This window comes from Mycobacterium sp. HM-7 (assembly GCF_053852335.1).
In genome coordinates, this window is sequence record NZ_CM132657.1 from 4,334,242 (window position 1) to 4,349,762 (window position 15,521).

Annotated in this window: 16 protein-coding genes; 3 read left to right on the forward strand and 13 right to left on the reverse strand. The window is 67.5% G+C overall.

Annotated elements, in window-relative coordinates; all coding sequences use genetic code 11:
- Positions 1-5: 5 nt before the first annotated feature.
- From ACWW1C_RS20850 to ACWW1C_RS20870, 5 genes are all read right to left on the reverse strand, one after another.
- Positions 6-1,169 (reverse strand): NDMA-dependent alcohol dehydrogenase, encoded by a 1,164-nt coding sequence (locus tag ACWW1C_RS20850; RefSeq protein WP_455980040.1) that lies wholly within the window; start codon positions 1,167-1,169, stop codon positions 6-8.
- Positions 1,166-2,710, reverse strand: coding sequence for an aldehyde dehydrogenase family protein (locus tag ACWW1C_RS20855; RefSeq protein ID WP_455980041.1), 1,545 nt, complete (start codon positions 2,708-2,710; stop codon positions 1,166-1,168). The genes ACWW1C_RS20850 and ACWW1C_RS20855 overlap by 4 nt, the downstream gene beginning before the upstream one ends.
- A gap of 80 nt (positions 2,711-2,790) precedes the next feature.
- Positions 2,791-3,042, reverse strand: coding sequence for a hypothetical protein (locus ACWW1C_RS20860; protein ID WP_455980042.1), 252 nt, complete (start codon positions 3,040-3,042; stop codon positions 2,791-2,793).
- On the reverse strand, positions 3,042-3,926 hold the full coding sequence (locus ACWW1C_RS20865) for an oxygenase MpaB family protein (protein WP_455980043.1): 885 nt from the start codon (positions 3,924-3,926) through the stop codon (positions 3,042-3,044). Before ACWW1C_RS20865 ends, ACWW1C_RS20860 begins: the two co-directional genes overlap by 1 nt.
- The gene (locus ACWW1C_RS20870) at positions 3,923-4,159 is read right to left on the reverse strand and encodes a hypothetical protein (RefSeq protein ID WP_455980044.1); all 237 of its coding nucleotides are present in this window, start codon (positions 4,157-4,159) and stop codon (positions 3,923-3,925) included. The genes ACWW1C_RS20865 and ACWW1C_RS20870 overlap by 4 nt, the downstream gene beginning before the upstream one ends.
- A gap of 31 nt (positions 4,160-4,190) precedes the next feature.
- On the opposite strand from ACWW1C_RS20870, the gene ACWW1C_RS20875 reads away from it, so the two are divergent.
- Positions 4,191-4,949 carry a class I SAM-dependent methyltransferase gene (locus ACWW1C_RS20875; protein ID WP_455980045.1) on the forward strand — a complete coding sequence of 253 codons (759 nt, stop codon included), beginning with the start codon at positions 4,191-4,193 and terminating at the stop codon, positions 4,947-4,949.
- A 15-nt stretch (positions 4,950-4,964) separates the two neighbouring features.
- Here ACWW1C_RS20875 and ACWW1C_RS20880 read toward each other — a convergent pair whose 3' ends face one another.
- Positions 4,965-6,434: a DUF7059 domain-containing protein gene (locus tag ACWW1C_RS20880; protein WP_455980046.1), complete on the reverse strand. Its 1,470-nt coding sequence runs from the start codon at positions 6,432-6,434 to the stop codon at positions 4,965-4,967.
- A complete protein-coding gene (locus ACWW1C_RS20885) occupies positions 6,431-7,231 on the reverse strand; it encodes an SOS response-associated peptidase (RefSeq protein ID WP_455980047.1) in 801 nt (266 codons plus the stop codon). The genes ACWW1C_RS20880 and ACWW1C_RS20885 overlap by 4 nt, the downstream gene beginning before the upstream one ends.
- Positions 7,232-7,249: 18 nt before the next feature.
- Between ACWW1C_RS20885 and aroA the strand changes: the two genes are divergently transcribed.
- Both aroA and rsgA read left to right on the forward strand, forming a co-directional pair.
- Positions 7,250-8,536: a 3-phosphoshikimate 1-carboxyvinyltransferase gene (gene aroA, locus ACWW1C_RS20890; protein WP_455980048.1), complete on the forward strand. Its 1,287-nt coding sequence runs from the start codon at positions 7,250-7,252 to the stop codon at positions 8,534-8,536.
- A gap of 1 nt (position 8,537) precedes the next feature.
- Positions 8,538-9,515: a ribosome small subunit-dependent GTPase A gene (rsgA, locus tag ACWW1C_RS20895; protein ID WP_455980049.1), complete on the forward strand. Its 978-nt coding sequence runs from the start codon at positions 8,538-8,540 to the stop codon at positions 9,513-9,515.
- Between the two features lies 1 nt (position 9,516).
- Here the strand turns inward: rsgA and ACWW1C_RS20900 are convergent, their stop codons facing one another.
- The 6 genes from ACWW1C_RS20900 to ACWW1C_RS20925 all read right to left on the reverse strand — a co-directional run bounded on the left by ACWW1C_RS20900 (position 9,517) and on the right by ACWW1C_RS20925 (position 15,375).
- Positions 9,517-9,975, reverse strand: a complete 459-nt coding sequence (locus ACWW1C_RS20900; protein ID WP_455980050.1) for a hypothetical protein — start codon at positions 9,973-9,975, stop codon at positions 9,517-9,519.
- Between the two features lie 14 nt (positions 9,976-9,989).
- Positions 9,990-11,252 carry a fatty acid desaturase family protein gene (locus ACWW1C_RS20905; RefSeq protein ID WP_455980051.1) on the reverse strand — a complete coding sequence of 421 codons (1,263 nt, stop codon included), beginning with the start codon at positions 11,250-11,252 and terminating at the stop codon, positions 9,990-9,992.
- 95 nt (positions 11,253-11,347) lie between these two features.
- Positions 11,348-12,490, reverse strand: a complete 1,143-nt coding sequence (locus tag ACWW1C_RS20910) for a ferredoxin reductase (protein ID WP_455980052.1) — start codon at positions 12,488-12,490, stop codon at positions 11,348-11,350.
- A gap of 111 nt (positions 12,491-12,601) precedes the next feature.
- Positions 12,602-13,123 carry a DUF6912 family protein gene (locus tag ACWW1C_RS20915; RefSeq protein ID WP_455984374.1) on the reverse strand — a complete coding sequence of 174 codons (522 nt, stop codon included), beginning with the start codon at positions 13,121-13,123 and terminating at the stop codon, positions 12,602-12,604.
- 6 nt (positions 13,124-13,129) lie between these two features.
- Positions 13,130-13,963: a polyphosphate kinase 2 gene (ppk2, locus tag ACWW1C_RS20920; protein WP_455980053.1), complete on the reverse strand. Its 834-nt coding sequence runs from the start codon at positions 13,961-13,963 to the stop codon at positions 13,130-13,132.
- Positions 13,963-15,375, reverse strand: a complete 1,413-nt coding sequence (locus ACWW1C_RS20925; RefSeq protein ID WP_455980054.1) for a WS/DGAT/MGAT family O-acyltransferase — start codon at positions 15,373-15,375, stop codon at positions 13,963-13,965. Before ACWW1C_RS20925 ends, ppk2 begins: the two co-directional genes overlap by 1 nt.
- Positions 15,376-15,521 lie beyond the last annotated feature (146 nt).

Sequence of the window (15,521 nt, forward strand, 5' to 3'; positions counted from 1 at the left end):
GACGTCTAATCGAACTCGATGATGCCGCGGATGTTGCGGCCTTCCCGTAGATCGGTGATGGCGTCGTTGATCTGATCGAGGCGGTACCGCTTGGTCACCAGCTCGTCGAGTTTGAGGTGACCATTGCGGTACATGTCCAGCAGCATGGGCGTGCTCGCTCGCGGATTCATGCCGCCATAGAGCAGGCCTTTGAACGTCTTGCAGTTCTGCAGCATGTCGACCAGCACCATCGGCACCATGCCGAGCTCGACTTTCGGGACGCCCGTCATCAGGCAGGTGCCGCCCTTGCGGGTCAATGCCAACGCAGGGGCCACCATCTCCGGACGAACCACGCTCGGGGTGAGCACCACGCGGTCGGCCATCACCCCCTTCGTCAGCTGCTGGACGAGCGGTATCGCCTCCTCGATCGACGGGCAGGTATCGGTCGCACCGAAGAACTTTGCCGAATCGCGTTTGAATTCAACGGGATCCACTGCGATCACCAGATTCGCTCCGGCGGCACGGGCACCTTGAACCGCATTGATCCCCACTCCCCCGGTGCCGACGATGACGACGGTGTCGCCGGGCAATGTACCGACGCCCGTGGTCCCTGACCCCCAGCCCGTCGTCACGCCGCAGGACACCAGCGATGCGGCCTCCAGCGGAATCGCATCGTCGAGTTTGATCACCGATGCCTCTGCCAGGACGGCATACTCGGCGAACGTGCCGAGCTGCGCGAAAGCCATCAGGTCCTCGTCGCCCACGTGGCGGCGCACGGTGTTGTCGGTGACCATCTCCTTGGACAACATCAACGCGCCGTTGTCGCAGAGGTACGTCATGCCCGACACGCACCAGCGGCAGGTGCCGCATGCGGCGATGAACGACAGCCCCACGTGGTCACCCGGTTGCACCGACCGAACGCCCGGCCCCACTGCCTCGACGATTCCGGCTCCCTCGTGTCCGCCGAGCACCGGGAAGTAATCCGGCACGGGAATACCCATCGCCTCGTACATCGCGATCAATTCCGGCGGAGCCACCATGTCGCCGGTCGCGAAATGGTCGTCGGAGTGACAGATTCCGGCCACCGCCATCTTGACCAGCACCTCGTCCTCCCGCGGCGGGTCGAGCGTGATCTCTTCGATCTCCCAGTCTCTTCCGACTCCGCGCAGCACCGCACCACGGCATTTCATCGGTCTGCTCGCTTCGGGCTGATACCGACCCGACGCAGGCCGTGTGAGGCCGCCGCGCGCAACAGACCCAGGGCAAAACCGGTGCGCCGGCGCGACGCCGGATACCACATCGGCTCGGTCGCCAGTTCGGGTAGGCGCGCCGAGGTGATCGCCTGGGCGCGGCAGTACTTCCTGATTCCGTGTGCGCCACCGCCGCGGGCGCCGATGCCCGACTGCTTCCAGCCGCCCATGGGTATCTCCGACGCAAAGCCGTTGGCCAGCACGTCGTTGATGTTGACCGCGCCGGTGTCGAGTTGGCGCGCAACCCGTTCGGCCCGTTCCTTGTCACGCGACCACACGGTGGCCGACAACCCGTACATCGAGTCGTTGGCCAGCCGGACCGCCTCCGCCTCGTCGGCCACCTTCATGACGGGCAGGGTGGGGCCGAATGTCTCCTGCGTCATGCAGGCCATGGAATGGTCGACGTCGACCAGCACCGTCGGTTCGAAGAAAGTCCCTGTGCCGCTGGGCTTTCCACCCGTCACCACGCGCGCCCCGGAAGCCACCGCCTCGTCGACATGCCGGGTGACGATGTCCCGTTGCGCCATGGTGGCCAGGGCGCCGACGTCGAACCGCCAGCCCCGATCATCCTGGCCCTGCCGCAGCGCCTTGACCTTGTCGGTGAGCTTGGCGACGAACTCGTCGTACACCGGGGCCTCGACATAGACGCGCTCGACCGACACACACACCTGACCGGCATTGAGCATGCCGCCCCAGACGATGCCGTTGGCCGCCCGCTCCAGGTCGGCGTCGGACAGCACCAACGCCGGATCCTTGCCGCCCAGTTCCAGGCTGCAGGGGATCAGGCGCTCCGCACACGCGACCGCCACCTTCCGGCCCGTCGCCGTCGAACCCGTGAACTGGACGAAGTCCGAGTTGGCGATGACCGCAGCACCCGTCTCGCCGTATCCGGTGGCCAATTCCAGTACCGGTGGCGCACCCACCTCCGACCAGCCGCGCGCGAACTCGACGGCGCTGAGCGGAGTCATCTCCGACGGTTTGATCAGGATCGAGGCGCCGGCCGCCAGGGCGGCGACCCCGTCATAACCCGGCATCATCAGCGGGAAGTTCCACGGCGTGATCACCCCGACCACCGGATACGGCCGGTACACCGTCGTCAGATGCTTCGTCGCGGCGATCGGATTCCACGACCGCGGGTGGTCGTCGGCGAGGTAACGCCCGGCATGCCGGGACCAGAAGTCGAGCATGCCGGCCACCATGGTCGGCTCACTCGAAGCGTCAGCCCGGCTCTTTCCGGTCTCGGACTGGATCACGTCGATCAGCTGCTCACTATGGTCCAGCACCCAGTCCTGGAACGCCAGCAGCCATCGTTTGCGCCCGTCCGGGCCGAGCGCTTCCCACTCCGGCTGGGCCGCTCGAAGACGACGGGCCTTGTCCGCCACCACCTCTGGTCCGTCGATGGGCACCTGGCCGACGGTGGTGCCGTCAGCGGGGTTACCTACCGTGATGGTGGCCGGACGAATGGACTGGACTGCAGTCATGGTTCTACCTCCGCTGGGGACTCGACCTGCAGTTATGAGTGTCCGGCGAGGGTTGTTGCGCGTCTAGAGTAGGCGGCTACTCAGTTCCAGTCGGCCGCCGGACAGATCGCGACGCCCGCGATCATCGGTGGCCACGCCACCGTCACCTCGATGAGCGCGGCCAGCGGCGCGACGGCGGGGAACGCCCGGTCCCACTGCTTCTGCACCTGCTCCACCGCGTGCGGGTGCAGGAACGTCCACACCATGCCCACCAGCAGGTACGGCAGCGCCAGCCACAGCAGGAACTCGGCCATCGCCCCGACGCTGACCCGTCGGCTGAGCAATCGGCGCATCAGATCAACTCCCCATCACGGCGAATCTGCCTGCGTACGTAGGCCAGCAGCACGTAGCTGCCGGCCTGCCGGATGAACAATGGCAGGAACCGGTTGACGAAAGCGACCAGCCGGAACAAGGTTTCGAACAGATACTGGCGGCCGCCTCCCCACGACATGCGCATCGCGTTCCTGAACACCGGCGCCAGGAAGCCGCCGGTCAGGAACTGCAGCAGGGGCCGAAACGGCAGGGCCAGAACAGGATTGATCATCTTGAGCCGTACCAGGTCGGTCAGGTAGGCGCGGACGGTGTCGTCCATGGCCACCTTGGCGCAGGCCGCGGTCCAGTAGTCGTCGAATTCAGCCCGGGTGGGCGGCCACTGATCGTCGGTGACCTGCAACGTGGTGCCGAGCGGGGCCGCGGACCGGTAGAACTGCTCGGACAGCTCAGGGGTCAGCTCGCCACGCAACAGTTGATAGACGTCCTCCATGCCGACGAACAGACAGGCGGCCACCCACATCTGCAGATCACGGTCAAAAGCGTTGTAGCGCACCGGGCTGTCCGGCCCGGACCGCACCTGACGGTGCGCCGTGTCGACCGCCTTGCGCATCGCGGCGCGGTCCTCCTCGGTGCCGAGGATGGCCACCGCGAGGTACTGGAAGGTGGTGCGCGCCCGCTTCCACGGATGCTTGAGCAGGTTCCCCGAATCGACCTTGCTCTCCACCACGCCATGCCCGACACCCGGCCAGGACAGCTGCATGACGACGTTGGCGGCACTGGCCGCGGCACCCCAGAAATCGGCGGCATCGGCGATGCTCACCGGGTAGTCGTCCCAGCGCGCGGTGCGGTGCCGAATCTGGATACGGCAGTCCGCGAGAGTGAGTGCCGGCGTCTGACCGGTCATGGCAGGCACATGCTCGTCAGCAGCAACATCGGCCAGAACACCACGGTCCGAACGAAGACGAGCACGCGCTCTGGGCCGTGCGCCGCCTCGAACGCGCCGGTGTGGGTCACGGCCCACAGCACGCCGAGCACGAGATACGGCGCGGCGAGCATGGCTGCGGTGCCCAGCCACTCGGCGATCGTCATCTCGAAACCGAGTAGGCCGCCGGCCACACGTTCTTCGTCGTCGGTCATGGTGACCTAACCGTAGGCATACAGTGGCGGCATGTCGACGTGGTCAGTCGGACGGTATGAGGCCGTCGCCGAATTCATTGCGCCCATCGCCGCGGAGGTCGTCGCCGCCGTCTCCGCGGGACCCGGCACCGCTCTCGTCGATCTGGCCTGTGGGACAGGTAACGCCGCGCTGCACGCCGCGGACCTCGGCGCGCGCGTCACCGGTGTCGACCTCACGCCGGAGTTGCTGGCCTTCGCCGCCGCCAAGCCCGGTGGCGACGCGGTCGAGTGGCTGGCCGCCGACGCGTCCGCCACGGGCCTGCCCGACGCCGCCTTCGACGCGGCGGTGTCCAACATGGGCACCATCTTCGTAGAGCCGTCCGCCATGGTCGCCGAGCTCGCCCGGCTTCTGAAGCCCGGCGGCACACTCGGTTTTTCGGCGTGGGTCAAGGCCGCGGACAACCCGTTCTTCACCCCGGTCGTCGAGGTGCTCGGCCAACCGCAACCTGGCCCGTACTCACCCGAGCAGTGGGGCGTACCCGAGTTGGTCCACGAACGGCTGGCCGCCGACTTCACCGGTGTGGACATCGAAAACCGAACGCTCGTCTGGAAATTCGGGTCACTGGATGACGCGGTGCGGTTCGTCACCGAGGAATCCCCGGTCCACGTCACCACCTTGACCTACCTCGACGACACCACCCGAGCCCGGCTCGTCGACGCCTTCACAACGGCGTTCACGGCCCACCGATCATCCGACGGCACCGTCGCCTTCGACGCACCGTACGCGGTGATCACTGCGCAGCGCCGGTAAGGGCTGCCACTGAATTCAGCTGGCCTGGTAGAGAATTCCCCGGCCGATCGCCTCCCGGATCTCCGGTAGCGCCGCTTCGGCGAGGGCGTCGGCGTCGACGCCGTGGTGCACGGCCAGCAGTCCGATGAGCGTGCCCAGCGGCACCTCACCGCGGCAGCCGGCCAGTAACGCGGTGAACACCTCGTCCACCCCGAGCACCGCGCCCGGCCCGCCGGGGCGACGGACCGCACACCCGATCTCCTGCCAGCCGTCCGGTCCGGGCAGCGAATGCTGCTCCAGCAGGACCGGCGCGGTGGACAGGCGGGCGGCCAGCAGGGCGTCGTCCGAGGTGTCGCGCAGGTAGGCCCGGCGCGCGAAGAACGCCTCCACCTCAATACCCGTGACGGGTTCATCGGTGATCTCCTCGAGTATCTGCTCGGGCGCCTCACCAGCACGCGGCACCCGCAGCGAGATCAGGCCCATGCCGATCCCGGTGATGCCCTCGGCGTCGAACCAGTCCAGCCAAGCCGCGCCGCGCTCGGCGATCTGTTCGGCGGACTCGCCCGCGTCGGCCAGCCACAGCGACACATAGCTGACCGGGTCGGCGAGTTCCCGCTGCACCACCCAGGCGTGCAGCCCGGTGCCGGCCAGCCAGTCCTGCACCCGGATCCGCCAATCGTCGCCGCGGACAATCCAATTGGCCATGATCTGGGCGGTGCCACCGGGCGTCAGGTAGTTGCCGACGTTCTCGATGATGGTGCGGCACAGCCCATCGCCGGCCACACCCGAATCGCGGTAGATGTAGTCCTGGGCACCCGCGCCCACCACGAACGGCGGGTTGGACACGATCAGGTCGAACCGCTCCCCCGCCACCGGCTCGAACAGGCTGCCGGCCCGCAGATCCCACGACATGTCGTTGAGTCCCGCAGTGGCCTGCGCGAGCTTCAGCGCCCGCGGGTTGGTGTCGGTGGCGACGATGTCGGCGCAGTGCCCGGCGAGGTGCAGCGCCTGGATGCCGCAGCCGGTGCCCAGATCGAGTGCCCGCTGCACCGGGGTCCGGATCACGGCGCGCGCCAACGACATCGACGCGCCGCCGATGCCGAGCACATGCTCGTGCTCGACCGGACCGCTGCGCAGTGCCGCGTCCTGGTCGGAGACGACGTAGAAGTCTCGTTGCCCGTCGCTGTGCGGGCGGATGTCGAGGGCGGCGCGGGCGGTGCCGGTGACGTCCAGGACGCCGGCCGCCGCCAGTTCGCCGAGGGTGGTCGACGGGAACGCCGCCTGCACCTGTTCGGCCGGCTCGTCGGTGCCCAGCAGGAACAGCCGCACCAACGTGGCCAGTCGGCCGCCGTCGGCAGTCGCCCGCAATGCCGGCCACCACACGCCTCGGCCCAGCGCCGCGTTCGCGTCGTCGCCGAGCAGTTCGGCGACCCCGTCGGTGGTGTATCCGGCAGAGCGCAGATCGGCTCCGAGGGCTTCCACCAGCAGCGGGTCCAGGTCGGTCAAAACAGCGTCCCTTCGGGTTCGTCTTCGGCGGGCTCGATCAGTTCGGGGCCATTGTTGCGAATGCTGTTGACCAACTTGGACACCTCGCGGGTGACGATGCGGTCCAGGTCGCCGTGCCCGCGCAGCAGGCCTTCGTCGATGGGCGCGTCGGGGTCCAGCCAGCGGTCCCAATCGGCGGCGCTGATGGTCAGCGGCATGCGGTCGTGGATGCCGGCCAGCGGCCCGACCGACTCCGTCGTGATGATGGTGCAGCTGACCAGTGGGGTGTCCTCCCGGCTCGCCCCTTTCGGTCGCCAGGTCGTCCACAGCCCCGCCATGAAGAGCAGGTCGTCATCGGCGGCGTGCATGTAGAACGGCGTCTTGGTGGCCTTCTTGCCCTCGGCCGCGGGGTTGGGCCGCCATTCGTACCAGCCGTCCATCGGGATGAGGCAACGCTTCGATTTGGCCGATCCCCGGAACGCGGGTGACGTGGTCACCGTCTCGGCGCGCGCGTTGATCAGCAGCGGGCCCTTGGTGTCCGGCGCGCCGTCAGCCGTGGTCTTCACCCACGGCGGGATCAACCCCCACCGCATCGACCGGACGCGGCGGGTGGGCTCGTCGTCCGGCTCGGAATGCCGCCGCACCACGGTGCTGATTGTCGTCGTGGGCGCCACGTTGTAATTGGCAGACGGCATGGTGCTGCCCTGCTCACCGCTGTCTTTCGCGGTTTCGGACGCCTTGGCGGCACTCTCATCCAAGGCCTGGATTTTCTCGGCCAGCAGCGCCGGGTCGGTGGTGACTGCAAATCGCCCGCACATACCAGGCAGGATAGGGGCATGGAACTCTGGCCCGCACCGTCGGTGACCGGTCCGGTGCAGGCCACCGTCACCGTGCCGGGATCGAAGTCGCAGACCAATCGGGCGCTGATCCTGGCAGCCCTGGCGACAACATCAGGCAACGCGCAGGGCTCGTCCATGATCAGCGGCGCCCTGCGCAGCCGCGACACCAACCTGATGATCGGGGCGCTGCAGGCTCTCGGCGTGACGATCACGGGTGACGGCACCGAGCTGACTGTCGGTGGTGCCATCTCCCCCGCCGGCGACGTGCGCATCGACTGCGGGCTGGCCGGCACCGTGCTGCGGTTCGTCCCGCCCGTGGCCGCGGTCGGCCATCGTGTCGTCACCTTTGACGGTGACGAACAGGCCAAGACCCGCCCCATCACGCCCCTGCTCGACGCGATGCGTGGTCTCGGCGTCGACATCGACGGCGACGGCATGCCGTTCACCGTGTCCGGCACCGGCTCCGTCGCGGGCGGCGAGGTTCGCATCGACGCGTCGTCGTCGTCGCAGTTCGTGTCGGGACTGTTGTTGTCGGGAGCGACGTTCCGTGACGGCCTGACCGTCATCCACACCGGCGCGACGGTGCCGTCGCAACCACACGTCGAAATGACCATCACGATGTTGCGGGAGGCGGGCGTCGAGGTCGATGACAGCGCGCCGAACCGCTGGCACGTGTCGGCGGGCCCGATCGCGGCGCGACACTGGGCCATCGAACCCGATCTGTCGAACTCGGTGCCGTTCCTGGCCGCCGCCGTGGTGACCGGCGGCACGGTGCGGCTGGCCCACTGGCCGGAGCAGAGCGTGCAGCCGTCCGGCGACATCCTCGAATTGCTCGGCAAGCTGAATACCATTGTCCAGGTGGTCGATTCACACTTGGAGGTGCGGGGCGCAGAAAGCTACCCGGGCTTCGACGCCAACCTGAAAGCCGTCGGCGAGCTCGCGCCGTCGATGGCGGCGCTGGCCGCACTCGCCAGTCCGGGTTCGGTGTCGACGCTCTCGGGCATCGCGCATCTGCGGGGGCACGAAACCGACCGCCTCGCCGCGCTCACCAACGAGATCAACGGACTGGGTGGCCAGTGCCGCGAGACCGAGGACGGCCTGGTGATCACGGCAGTGCCGTTGCACGAAGGGGTTTGGCAGTCCTACGCCGACCACCGGATGGCCACCGCAGGCGCGATCATCGGGCTGCGGGTGCCAGGCATTCAGGTCGAGGACATCGGCACCACAGCCAAGACACTGCCCGACTTCCCGGGTATGTGGGCAGACCTGCTGGCCGGGAAATAGCTTGCGGGAGTACGACGAATCCGATGTCCGAGTGCGCTCGGGCAAGGGTTCGCGTCCCCGCACCAAGAACCGGCCGACCCATGCCGACGCCCGCGAGGCCATGGTCGTCACCGTCGACCGCGGGCGCTGGGGCTGTGCGCTGGAAGGCAATCCCGACCACATCGTCACCGCGATGCGGGCCCGCGAGCTGGGCCGCACGCCGATCGTCGTAGGCGACTCTGTTGGCATCGTCGGCGATCTGTCGGCCAGGCCCGACACCCTGGCCCGCATCGTCCGCCGGGACGAACGCCGAACCGTGTTGCGCCGCACCGCCGATGACACCGACCCGACCGAACGGGTGGTGGTCGCCAATGCCGACCAGTTGTTGATGGTGGTCGCGCTGGCCGATCCGCCGCCGCGCACGGGGCTGGTGCAGCGGGCTCTGATCGCCGCGTATGTCGGTGGGCTGCGGCCGATCCTGTGCCTGACCAAGAACGATCTGGCGCCGGCCGAGCCGTTCGCCGCCGAGTTCGCCGGCCTCGACCTGACAATCATCACTGCCGGCCGCGACGATCCACTCGACGCGGTGGCGCCACTGCTCGAAGGTCAGATCACCGTGCTGCTCGGCCATTCCGGAGTCGGCAAGTCCACGTTGGTGAATCGCCTTGTGCCGGCGGCGGACCGGGCCACCGGTGACGTGTCGGGCGTCGGCAAGGGCAAGCACACCTCGACACAGTCGGTGGCGCTGCCGCTCGATGACGGCTGGGTCGTCGACACCCCGGGCATCCGGTCCTTCGGGCTCGCGCACATCAAGCCCGACGACGTGCTGCTGGCGTTCTCGGACCTCGCCGAGGCCATCGAGGACTGCCCCCGCGGCTGCGGGCACATGGGGCCGCCGGCCGACCCCGAGTGCGCTCTGGATACGCTCACCGGCCCGGCCGTGGACCGTGTCGCCGCGGCCCGTCGTCTGCTCGTGGTGCTGCACGAGCCGACGTATTAGGTCAGCGGACCACCAGGATCGTGGCCCGGTAATCCTGGAGCGGGATGGTGCCGGGAGTCTCGGGATACGGCTCCAGCGCACGTAATTCGACGGTGTACCCGCCGGCCGTCCCGGTCATGTGGGTCTGCCCCGGCGCCGGGTTGGTGTCGAACTCGATCGTCGTCGGTGGTTGCCCGTCGGGGGTGACGATCATCGCGACGTGGGCGGCACCGGTCCAGACACACGACACCCGCTTCGGGCAGCGCGAATCATCAAGCACCCGATCGAATTTCAGCCGCATCCCGGCGCCGTCGACCACTGCCTGCTGCCCACCGCCGAGCACGAACTCATGCCCCAGTTGCGCAGTCGTGGTGTCGGGCCGCGCCTCCCCCGGCGAGCAGCCGACGGCGATGGCCGCCCCCAGCACCACGATCCAAAGACGCGAAAACCCCCAAAACCGGGTGGTTTTGGGGGTTTTCACCGAGGCACTTACCGCTACACGGCGGCGGCGGCGCGCTTGGCCCGACGGCGGCCGCGCACGGTGGCGATGGCCGTCTTCAGACCGCGCTTGTTACCGGTCGCCGGGTCGACGGCGCCGAAGCTCTCGTCGAGCTCGACGAACATCCGCTCGCTGCGAGTCTCCGGCGCATCGTCCGCGGTGTCCTGCAGGAACTTGTCCGGCAACGACAGCTTGGCGATGGTGCGCCAGGTCTTGGCGTACTGCACCAGGAACGGCCCGGTGGTGTACGGCAGGTCGTACTTCTCGCACAGCGCCCGGACCCGGACCGAGATCTCGGCGTACCGGTTGCTCGGCAGATCCGGGAACAGGTGATGCTCGATCTGGTGGCTCAGGTTGCCACTCATGAAGCGCAGCACCGGGCCCGAGTTGAAGTTGGCACTGCCCAGCATCTGGCGCAGGTACCACTGACCGCGCGACTCACCCACCATGTCGGTCTTGGTGAATTTCTCCGCACCGTCCGGGAAATGGCCGCAGAAGATCACCGCGTTCGACCACACGTTGCGGATGACGTTGGCCACCGCATTGGCCTTGAGCGTCGACTTGAACGTGGCACCCGGCGACAATGACGTGAGCGCGGGGTACGCGACGTAGTCCTTGGTCAGCTGCTGCGCAGCCTTGACGCCGAATTCCCGCACCCGAACCATCGTGGCCTTGCGGTCGTCGCGGCCCTTGAAGATCTTGCCGAGCTCCAGGTGCTGCAGGCCGACGCCCCACTCGAAACCGATCGCCAGCAGCGTGTTGAAGAGCAGATTGCCGTAGAGGTTGAACGGCCGCCACTTCGCATCGCGGGTGACCCGGATGACGCCGTAGCCCACGTCGTCGTCCATGCCCAAGATGTTGGTGTACTTGTGATGCATGAAGTTATGGGTGAACCGCCAGTGCTTGGACGCGCCGCTCATGTCCCACTCCCACGTCGAGGAGTGAATCTCGGGATCGTTCATCCAGTCCCACTGGCCGTGCATGACGTTGTGGCCGATCTCCATGTTCTCGACGATCTTGGCCACGCCCAGCGTGCTCGCCCCGGCCCACCAGAACGACCGCTTCGAGCTGCCCAACAACAGCAGGCGGCCGGCTACCTCGAGAGCACGCTGTGCCGCGATGGTGCGGCGGATGTATCGCGCGTCGCGGACGCCGCGGGATTCCTCGATATCTTGTCGGATCGCGTCGAGCTCATTGCCCAAAGCCTCGATATCAGCTTCGGTCAAGTGCACGAATTCCGGTACATCAGTCACTGCCATTGTCGACCTCCTTCCCAACTACCTACGCTAGCGTAACCTACGGCATAGTAGGTTTCTAGCCAGCTAACTCTAGATTTCTCATATCTGCTGCTGGGTTAAATATCCAACACACAGTCGCCGGCCGCAGCCGAAATGCAGGTCTGCACCCGAGTCCCGGGCTCCCGTTCCTCACCCGTGCGCAGATCTCGCGCGTGACCGTCCAGCAAACTCACCACACACGACTGGCAGATCCCCATCCGGCAGCCGAACGGCATGCGGACGCCGGCCTGTTCACCGGCCTCCATCAGTGACGTCGCCGCATCGGCGACGACGGTCTTTCCGCTGCGCTGGAACGTCACCGAACCACCGGTGCCCTCGACCGCAGCCCGTGAGGCCGCGAAACGCTCCAAGTGCAACCGCACCCCGAGCCCCGCCGCCTCGTACTCCCGTTCCGCGTCGTGCAGCATGGCCTCCGGACCACACGCCCACGCCTCCCGCGTCTGCCAATCGGCGACCTCGTCGTCCAGCTTGGACAGGTCCAGGCGACCCTCGGTCCGGGTGGCCCGCACCCGCAGCTGGTAGCCGGGGTGATCCTTGGCCAGCTGCGCCAACTCGTCGGCGAAGATGACGTCGGCCTCGGTCGGAGCCGAGTGCAGGTGGACGATGTCGGTGATCTGATCGCGACGCGCGAGGGTGCGCAGCATCGACATCACCGGGGTGACACCCGAGCCGGCGGTCAGGAACAGCACCTTGCCCGGCGCCGGGTCCGGCATGACGAACTCGCCCTGCGGCGCGGCCAGCCGCACGATGGTGCCCGGCGCGACGCCACCGACCAGGTGGGTGGACAGGAAGCCCTCGGGCATGGCCTTCACGGTGATGGTGATGGTGTGGTCGCCGCGGGACTCCACCGGGCTGGAGGTCAGTGAGTACGACCGCCACCGCCAGCGGCCGTCCACGAGCAGCCCGATGCCGATGTACTGACCGGGGTGGTAATCGAACGAGAAACCCCAGCCCGGCTTGATCACCAGCGTGGCCGAATCCTCGGTTTCCCGGCGAACCTCGACCACCTTGCCGCGCAACTCGCGCGCCGACCACAGCGGATTGACCAGCTTGAGATAGTCGTCCGGCAGCAGCGGTGTGGTGATGCGCCCGACAAGGGTGCGCAGCGCGTGCCAGCCCGGCCGCTGCTTGGCGCCGGCAACCTTGGGCCGCACCGTATCGACGACATTGGCCGAGACCTTGATGGTGTTCTTGGCCACGTTCACTCCCGCTCAGGTGGTCACTACTGATCGCGTCCCGACCAGCTCGTCCTAACCTACGGTACCGTAACCTACGCGCAGGTAGCTACCCCTGCGAGCCAGGCGCAAGGGCTACAGCAGCTCCAACAAAAACGGTAACTCTTGAGCGGCGTACCACGCCAGATCATGATCCTGGGCATCTCCGACGGTGAGCTCCGCGTCCTCGTCACCGAGGTCGGCAGCATCCACCACACCCACCGCAGCAAGCACCGCAGGCTCGGCGGCCGAGTTGTCGACGTACGCCGCGATCACGTCGACCAGCTTGACCGGCCCGGCCAATCGCACCACCGCGTCATCCAGATCGGGACGCACCGTCACGTCCTCGGCCTCGGCCACCAACACCGCCCGCCGCGGCGGCAACCCGGCTTCCTCGCCGAGCCCTTCGCCGACCCCTTCGCCGGCGAGCAGCCGCAGTGACGCCAGGGCCGCTTCCTGCAGCGCGATCTCGCCCAGCTCGTCCTCGTCGCCGTGCGCATAGGCCTCACGCAGGGTCGGCGTCACCGCGAACGCGGTACCGCTGCGGGCCGGCATCACCCCGTCTGTCACGAGTTGCGACAGCATGGCCAGGGTCGCCGGAATATAGACACGCACCAGGGAACTCTAAAGGGATCTCTCGGGATCGCCCATCAGCTCGGCCACGTGATCTGGCACATACGTGGTGAGCTCACGCGATGGCCGGACGTACGTGCCCGAGACCACGGGACGCTGCGGCAGTTCCACCTTCGCGTGGTCGACCGCGGTATACGGGATCGTCGACAGCAGATGGGAGATCATGTTCAGCCGCGCGTGCTTCTTGATATCGGATTCGACGACGAACCACGGGCTCTGCGGCGTATCGCAATGAACCATCATCTGGTCCTTGGCCCGCGAGTAGTCCTCCCAGCGGTATACCGACTCCAGGTCCATCGGTGAGAGCTTCCACTGCCGGACCGGGTCGTTCAGCCGGGACCGGAACCGCTTCAGCTGTTCACTCTCGGACACCGAGAACCAGTACTTGCGCAGCATGATGCCGTCGTCGATCAGCATCTGCTCGAATATCGGGGTCTGCCGCAGGAACAGCGCATGTTCCTGCGGGGTGCAGAACCCCATCACCGTCTCCACCCCGGCCCGGTTGTACCAGGAGCGGTCGAACAGCACGATCTCGCCTTTGGCCGGCAGGTGTGCGATGTAGCGCTGGTAGTACCACTCGCCCCGTTCCCGGTCACTCGGCGCCGGCAGGGCCGCGACCCGTGCGATGCGCGGACTGAGGTATTCGGTGATGCGCTTGATGGTGCCGCCCTTGCCGGCGGCGTCGCGTCCCTCGAAGACGATGACGACGCGGGCACCGGTGGCGCGGACCCACTCCTGCAGTTTCACCAGCTCCGTCTGCAGCCGGAAGATCTCGGCTTCGTAGACGTCATTCGGGATTTTGCGGGCCTTCTTCCTGGTGGCCATCAGCGCGCCGCCTCCCGCAGTTCGTCGAGCGCTTCGCGCAGCAGACTGGGAAACACGTCGACGTCGCTCATGGCCTCGCGGTCGGCGTTGATGCCGTAGTAGAGGCTGCCGTTGTACGACGTGATGCCGAGCGCCAGCACCTGATTGTTCAGCAGAGGCGGCACCGCGTAGGTGTCGAGCAGCTTGGTGCCCGCCACGTACATCTGCTTCTGCGCCCCCGGCACGTTGGTGATCAACAGGTTGAACTGGCGCGCCGGGAAACTCGTCGCGACCCGGGTGCCCATGGCGTGCAGCGTCGGCGGCGCGAACCCCGACAGGGTGACGATGGTGCGTGCATCGACGGGGGTGGTCGTGGTCGCCTGAGTCTCGGTGGCGTGCGCGATCTGGGACAGCCGGACCAGCGCGTTGTTCTCACCTACCGGCAGATCCACCAGGAACGGCGTCACCTCACTGATCGCCTGCCCAGGGCCGGCGGTCTCCAGATGGTCGGTTTCGGGGTACACCGACATGGGCGCCATGGCCCGCACCGTCAGACCCGTCGACACCGATTGGCCGCGGGACATCAACCAGTTCCGCAGCGCGCCGGTGACCACCGACAGCACCACGTCGTTGACGTCGCACTCGAAGCGGGTCCGCAGCTGGCGGTACTCCTCCAGCTCGTGCTTGGCGACGGTGAACCGCCGGTTGCGGGAGACCGTCGCGTTCAACGGGCTGCTCGGGGCGGTACCGCGCACCATCGTGCGGGCCACGTCGATGACCCGCCTGCCGGCCTCGACGAACTGCTCGGTGCTGGAGATCATGTCCGCCGCCGCGGACTGCACCGCGGCCAACTGCGCCGTCGGCCGGGTGATCCACTCCCCGATGGCGCCCAACAGCAGCGAGACGTCGCTGGGCTCGCGTCCCGGGATCCAGATGTCCTCGCCGAACTCGGGCGGCTTCTGGGTCCGGTCGGCGATGACGTGCCCGACCTCCAGCGCCGTCATGCCGTTGACGAGGGCCTGGTGGGTCTTGGTGTAGATCGCGAGGCGGTTGTCGGAGAGCCCTTCGACCAGGCACATCTCCCACAGCGGCCGCGTCTTGTCCAGCGGCCGCGAGCCCAGCCGGGCCACCAGATCGTGCAACTGGGCATCACTGCCCGGAGACGGCAGCGCCGAGCGCCGGATGTGATAGGTGATGTCGAAGTCGCGGTCGTCGACCCAGACCGGCCGGGCCAGGCCGAGCGTGACCTCGCGGACCTTCTGCCGGTAGCGCGGGATCTGCGGGAGCCGGGCCTCGACGGTCGCCAGCAGCGTCTCGTAGCTCAGGCCGGCGCGTGGCCGGCGCAGGATGGACAGCGTCCCGACGTACATGGGTGTCGATGAGTCTTCCAGCCCGTAGAACGACGCGTCCGACGCCGACAACCGGGTCACCATGCAGCCCGCTCCTCCTTCACCCCTGCCGGAACGACCCCGTCACGGTATCCCCGGGACCCGTCCCCCGCAGCACCGGATCGACGAATTGGCGTCGAGCGCCTGGTGAAACCGGTGCGATGATTTAGCGGTCTGCGACTCTCCAGCAG

Excerpts from the sequence above, each read along its gene's own strand:
- ppk2 (WP_455980053.1), bottom strand. The coding sequence starts at position 13,963 with ATGGCCACCAGGAAGAAGGCCCGCAAAATCCCGAATGACGTCTACGAA.
- ACWW1C_RS20855 (WP_455980041.1), bottom strand. The coding sequence starts at position 2,710 with ATGACTGCAGTCCAGTCCATTCGTCCGGCCACCATCACGGTAGGTAAC.
- ACWW1C_RS20875 (WP_455980045.1), top strand. The coding sequence starts at position 4,191 with ATGTCGACGTGGTCAGTCGGACGGTATGAGGCCGTCGCCGAATTCATT.
- ACWW1C_RS20925 (WP_455980054.1), bottom strand. The coding sequence starts at position 15,375 with ATGGTGACCCGGTTGTCGGCGTCGGACGCGTCGTTCTACGGGCTGGAA.
- ACWW1C_RS20860 (WP_455980042.1), bottom strand. The coding sequence starts at position 3,042 with ATGCGCCGATTGCTCAGCCGACGGGTCAGCGTCGGGGCGATGGCCGAG.
- ACWW1C_RS20865 (WP_455980043.1), bottom strand. The coding sequence starts at position 3,926 with ATGACCGGTCAGACGCCGGCACTCACTCTCGCGGACTGCCGTATCCAG.
- ACWW1C_RS20885 (WP_455980047.1), bottom strand. The coding sequence starts at position 7,231 with ATGTGCGGGCGATTTGCAGTCACCACCGACCCGGCGCTGCTGGCCGAG.
- aroA (WP_455980048.1), top strand. The coding sequence starts at position 7,250 with ATGGAACTCTGGCCCGCACCGTCGGTGACCGGTCCGGTGCAGGCCACC.
- ACWW1C_RS20905 (WP_455980051.1), bottom strand. The coding sequence starts at position 11,252 with ATGGCAGTGACTGATGTACCGGAATTCGTGCACTTGACCGAAGCTGAT.
- ACWW1C_RS20850 (WP_455980040.1), bottom strand. The coding sequence starts at position 1,169 with ATGAAATGCCGTGGTGCGGTGCTGCGCGGAGTCGGAAGAGACTGGGAG.
- ACWW1C_RS20870 (WP_455980044.1), bottom strand. The coding sequence starts at position 4,159 with ATGACCGACGACGAAGAACGTGTGGCCGGCGGCCTACTCGGTTTCGAG.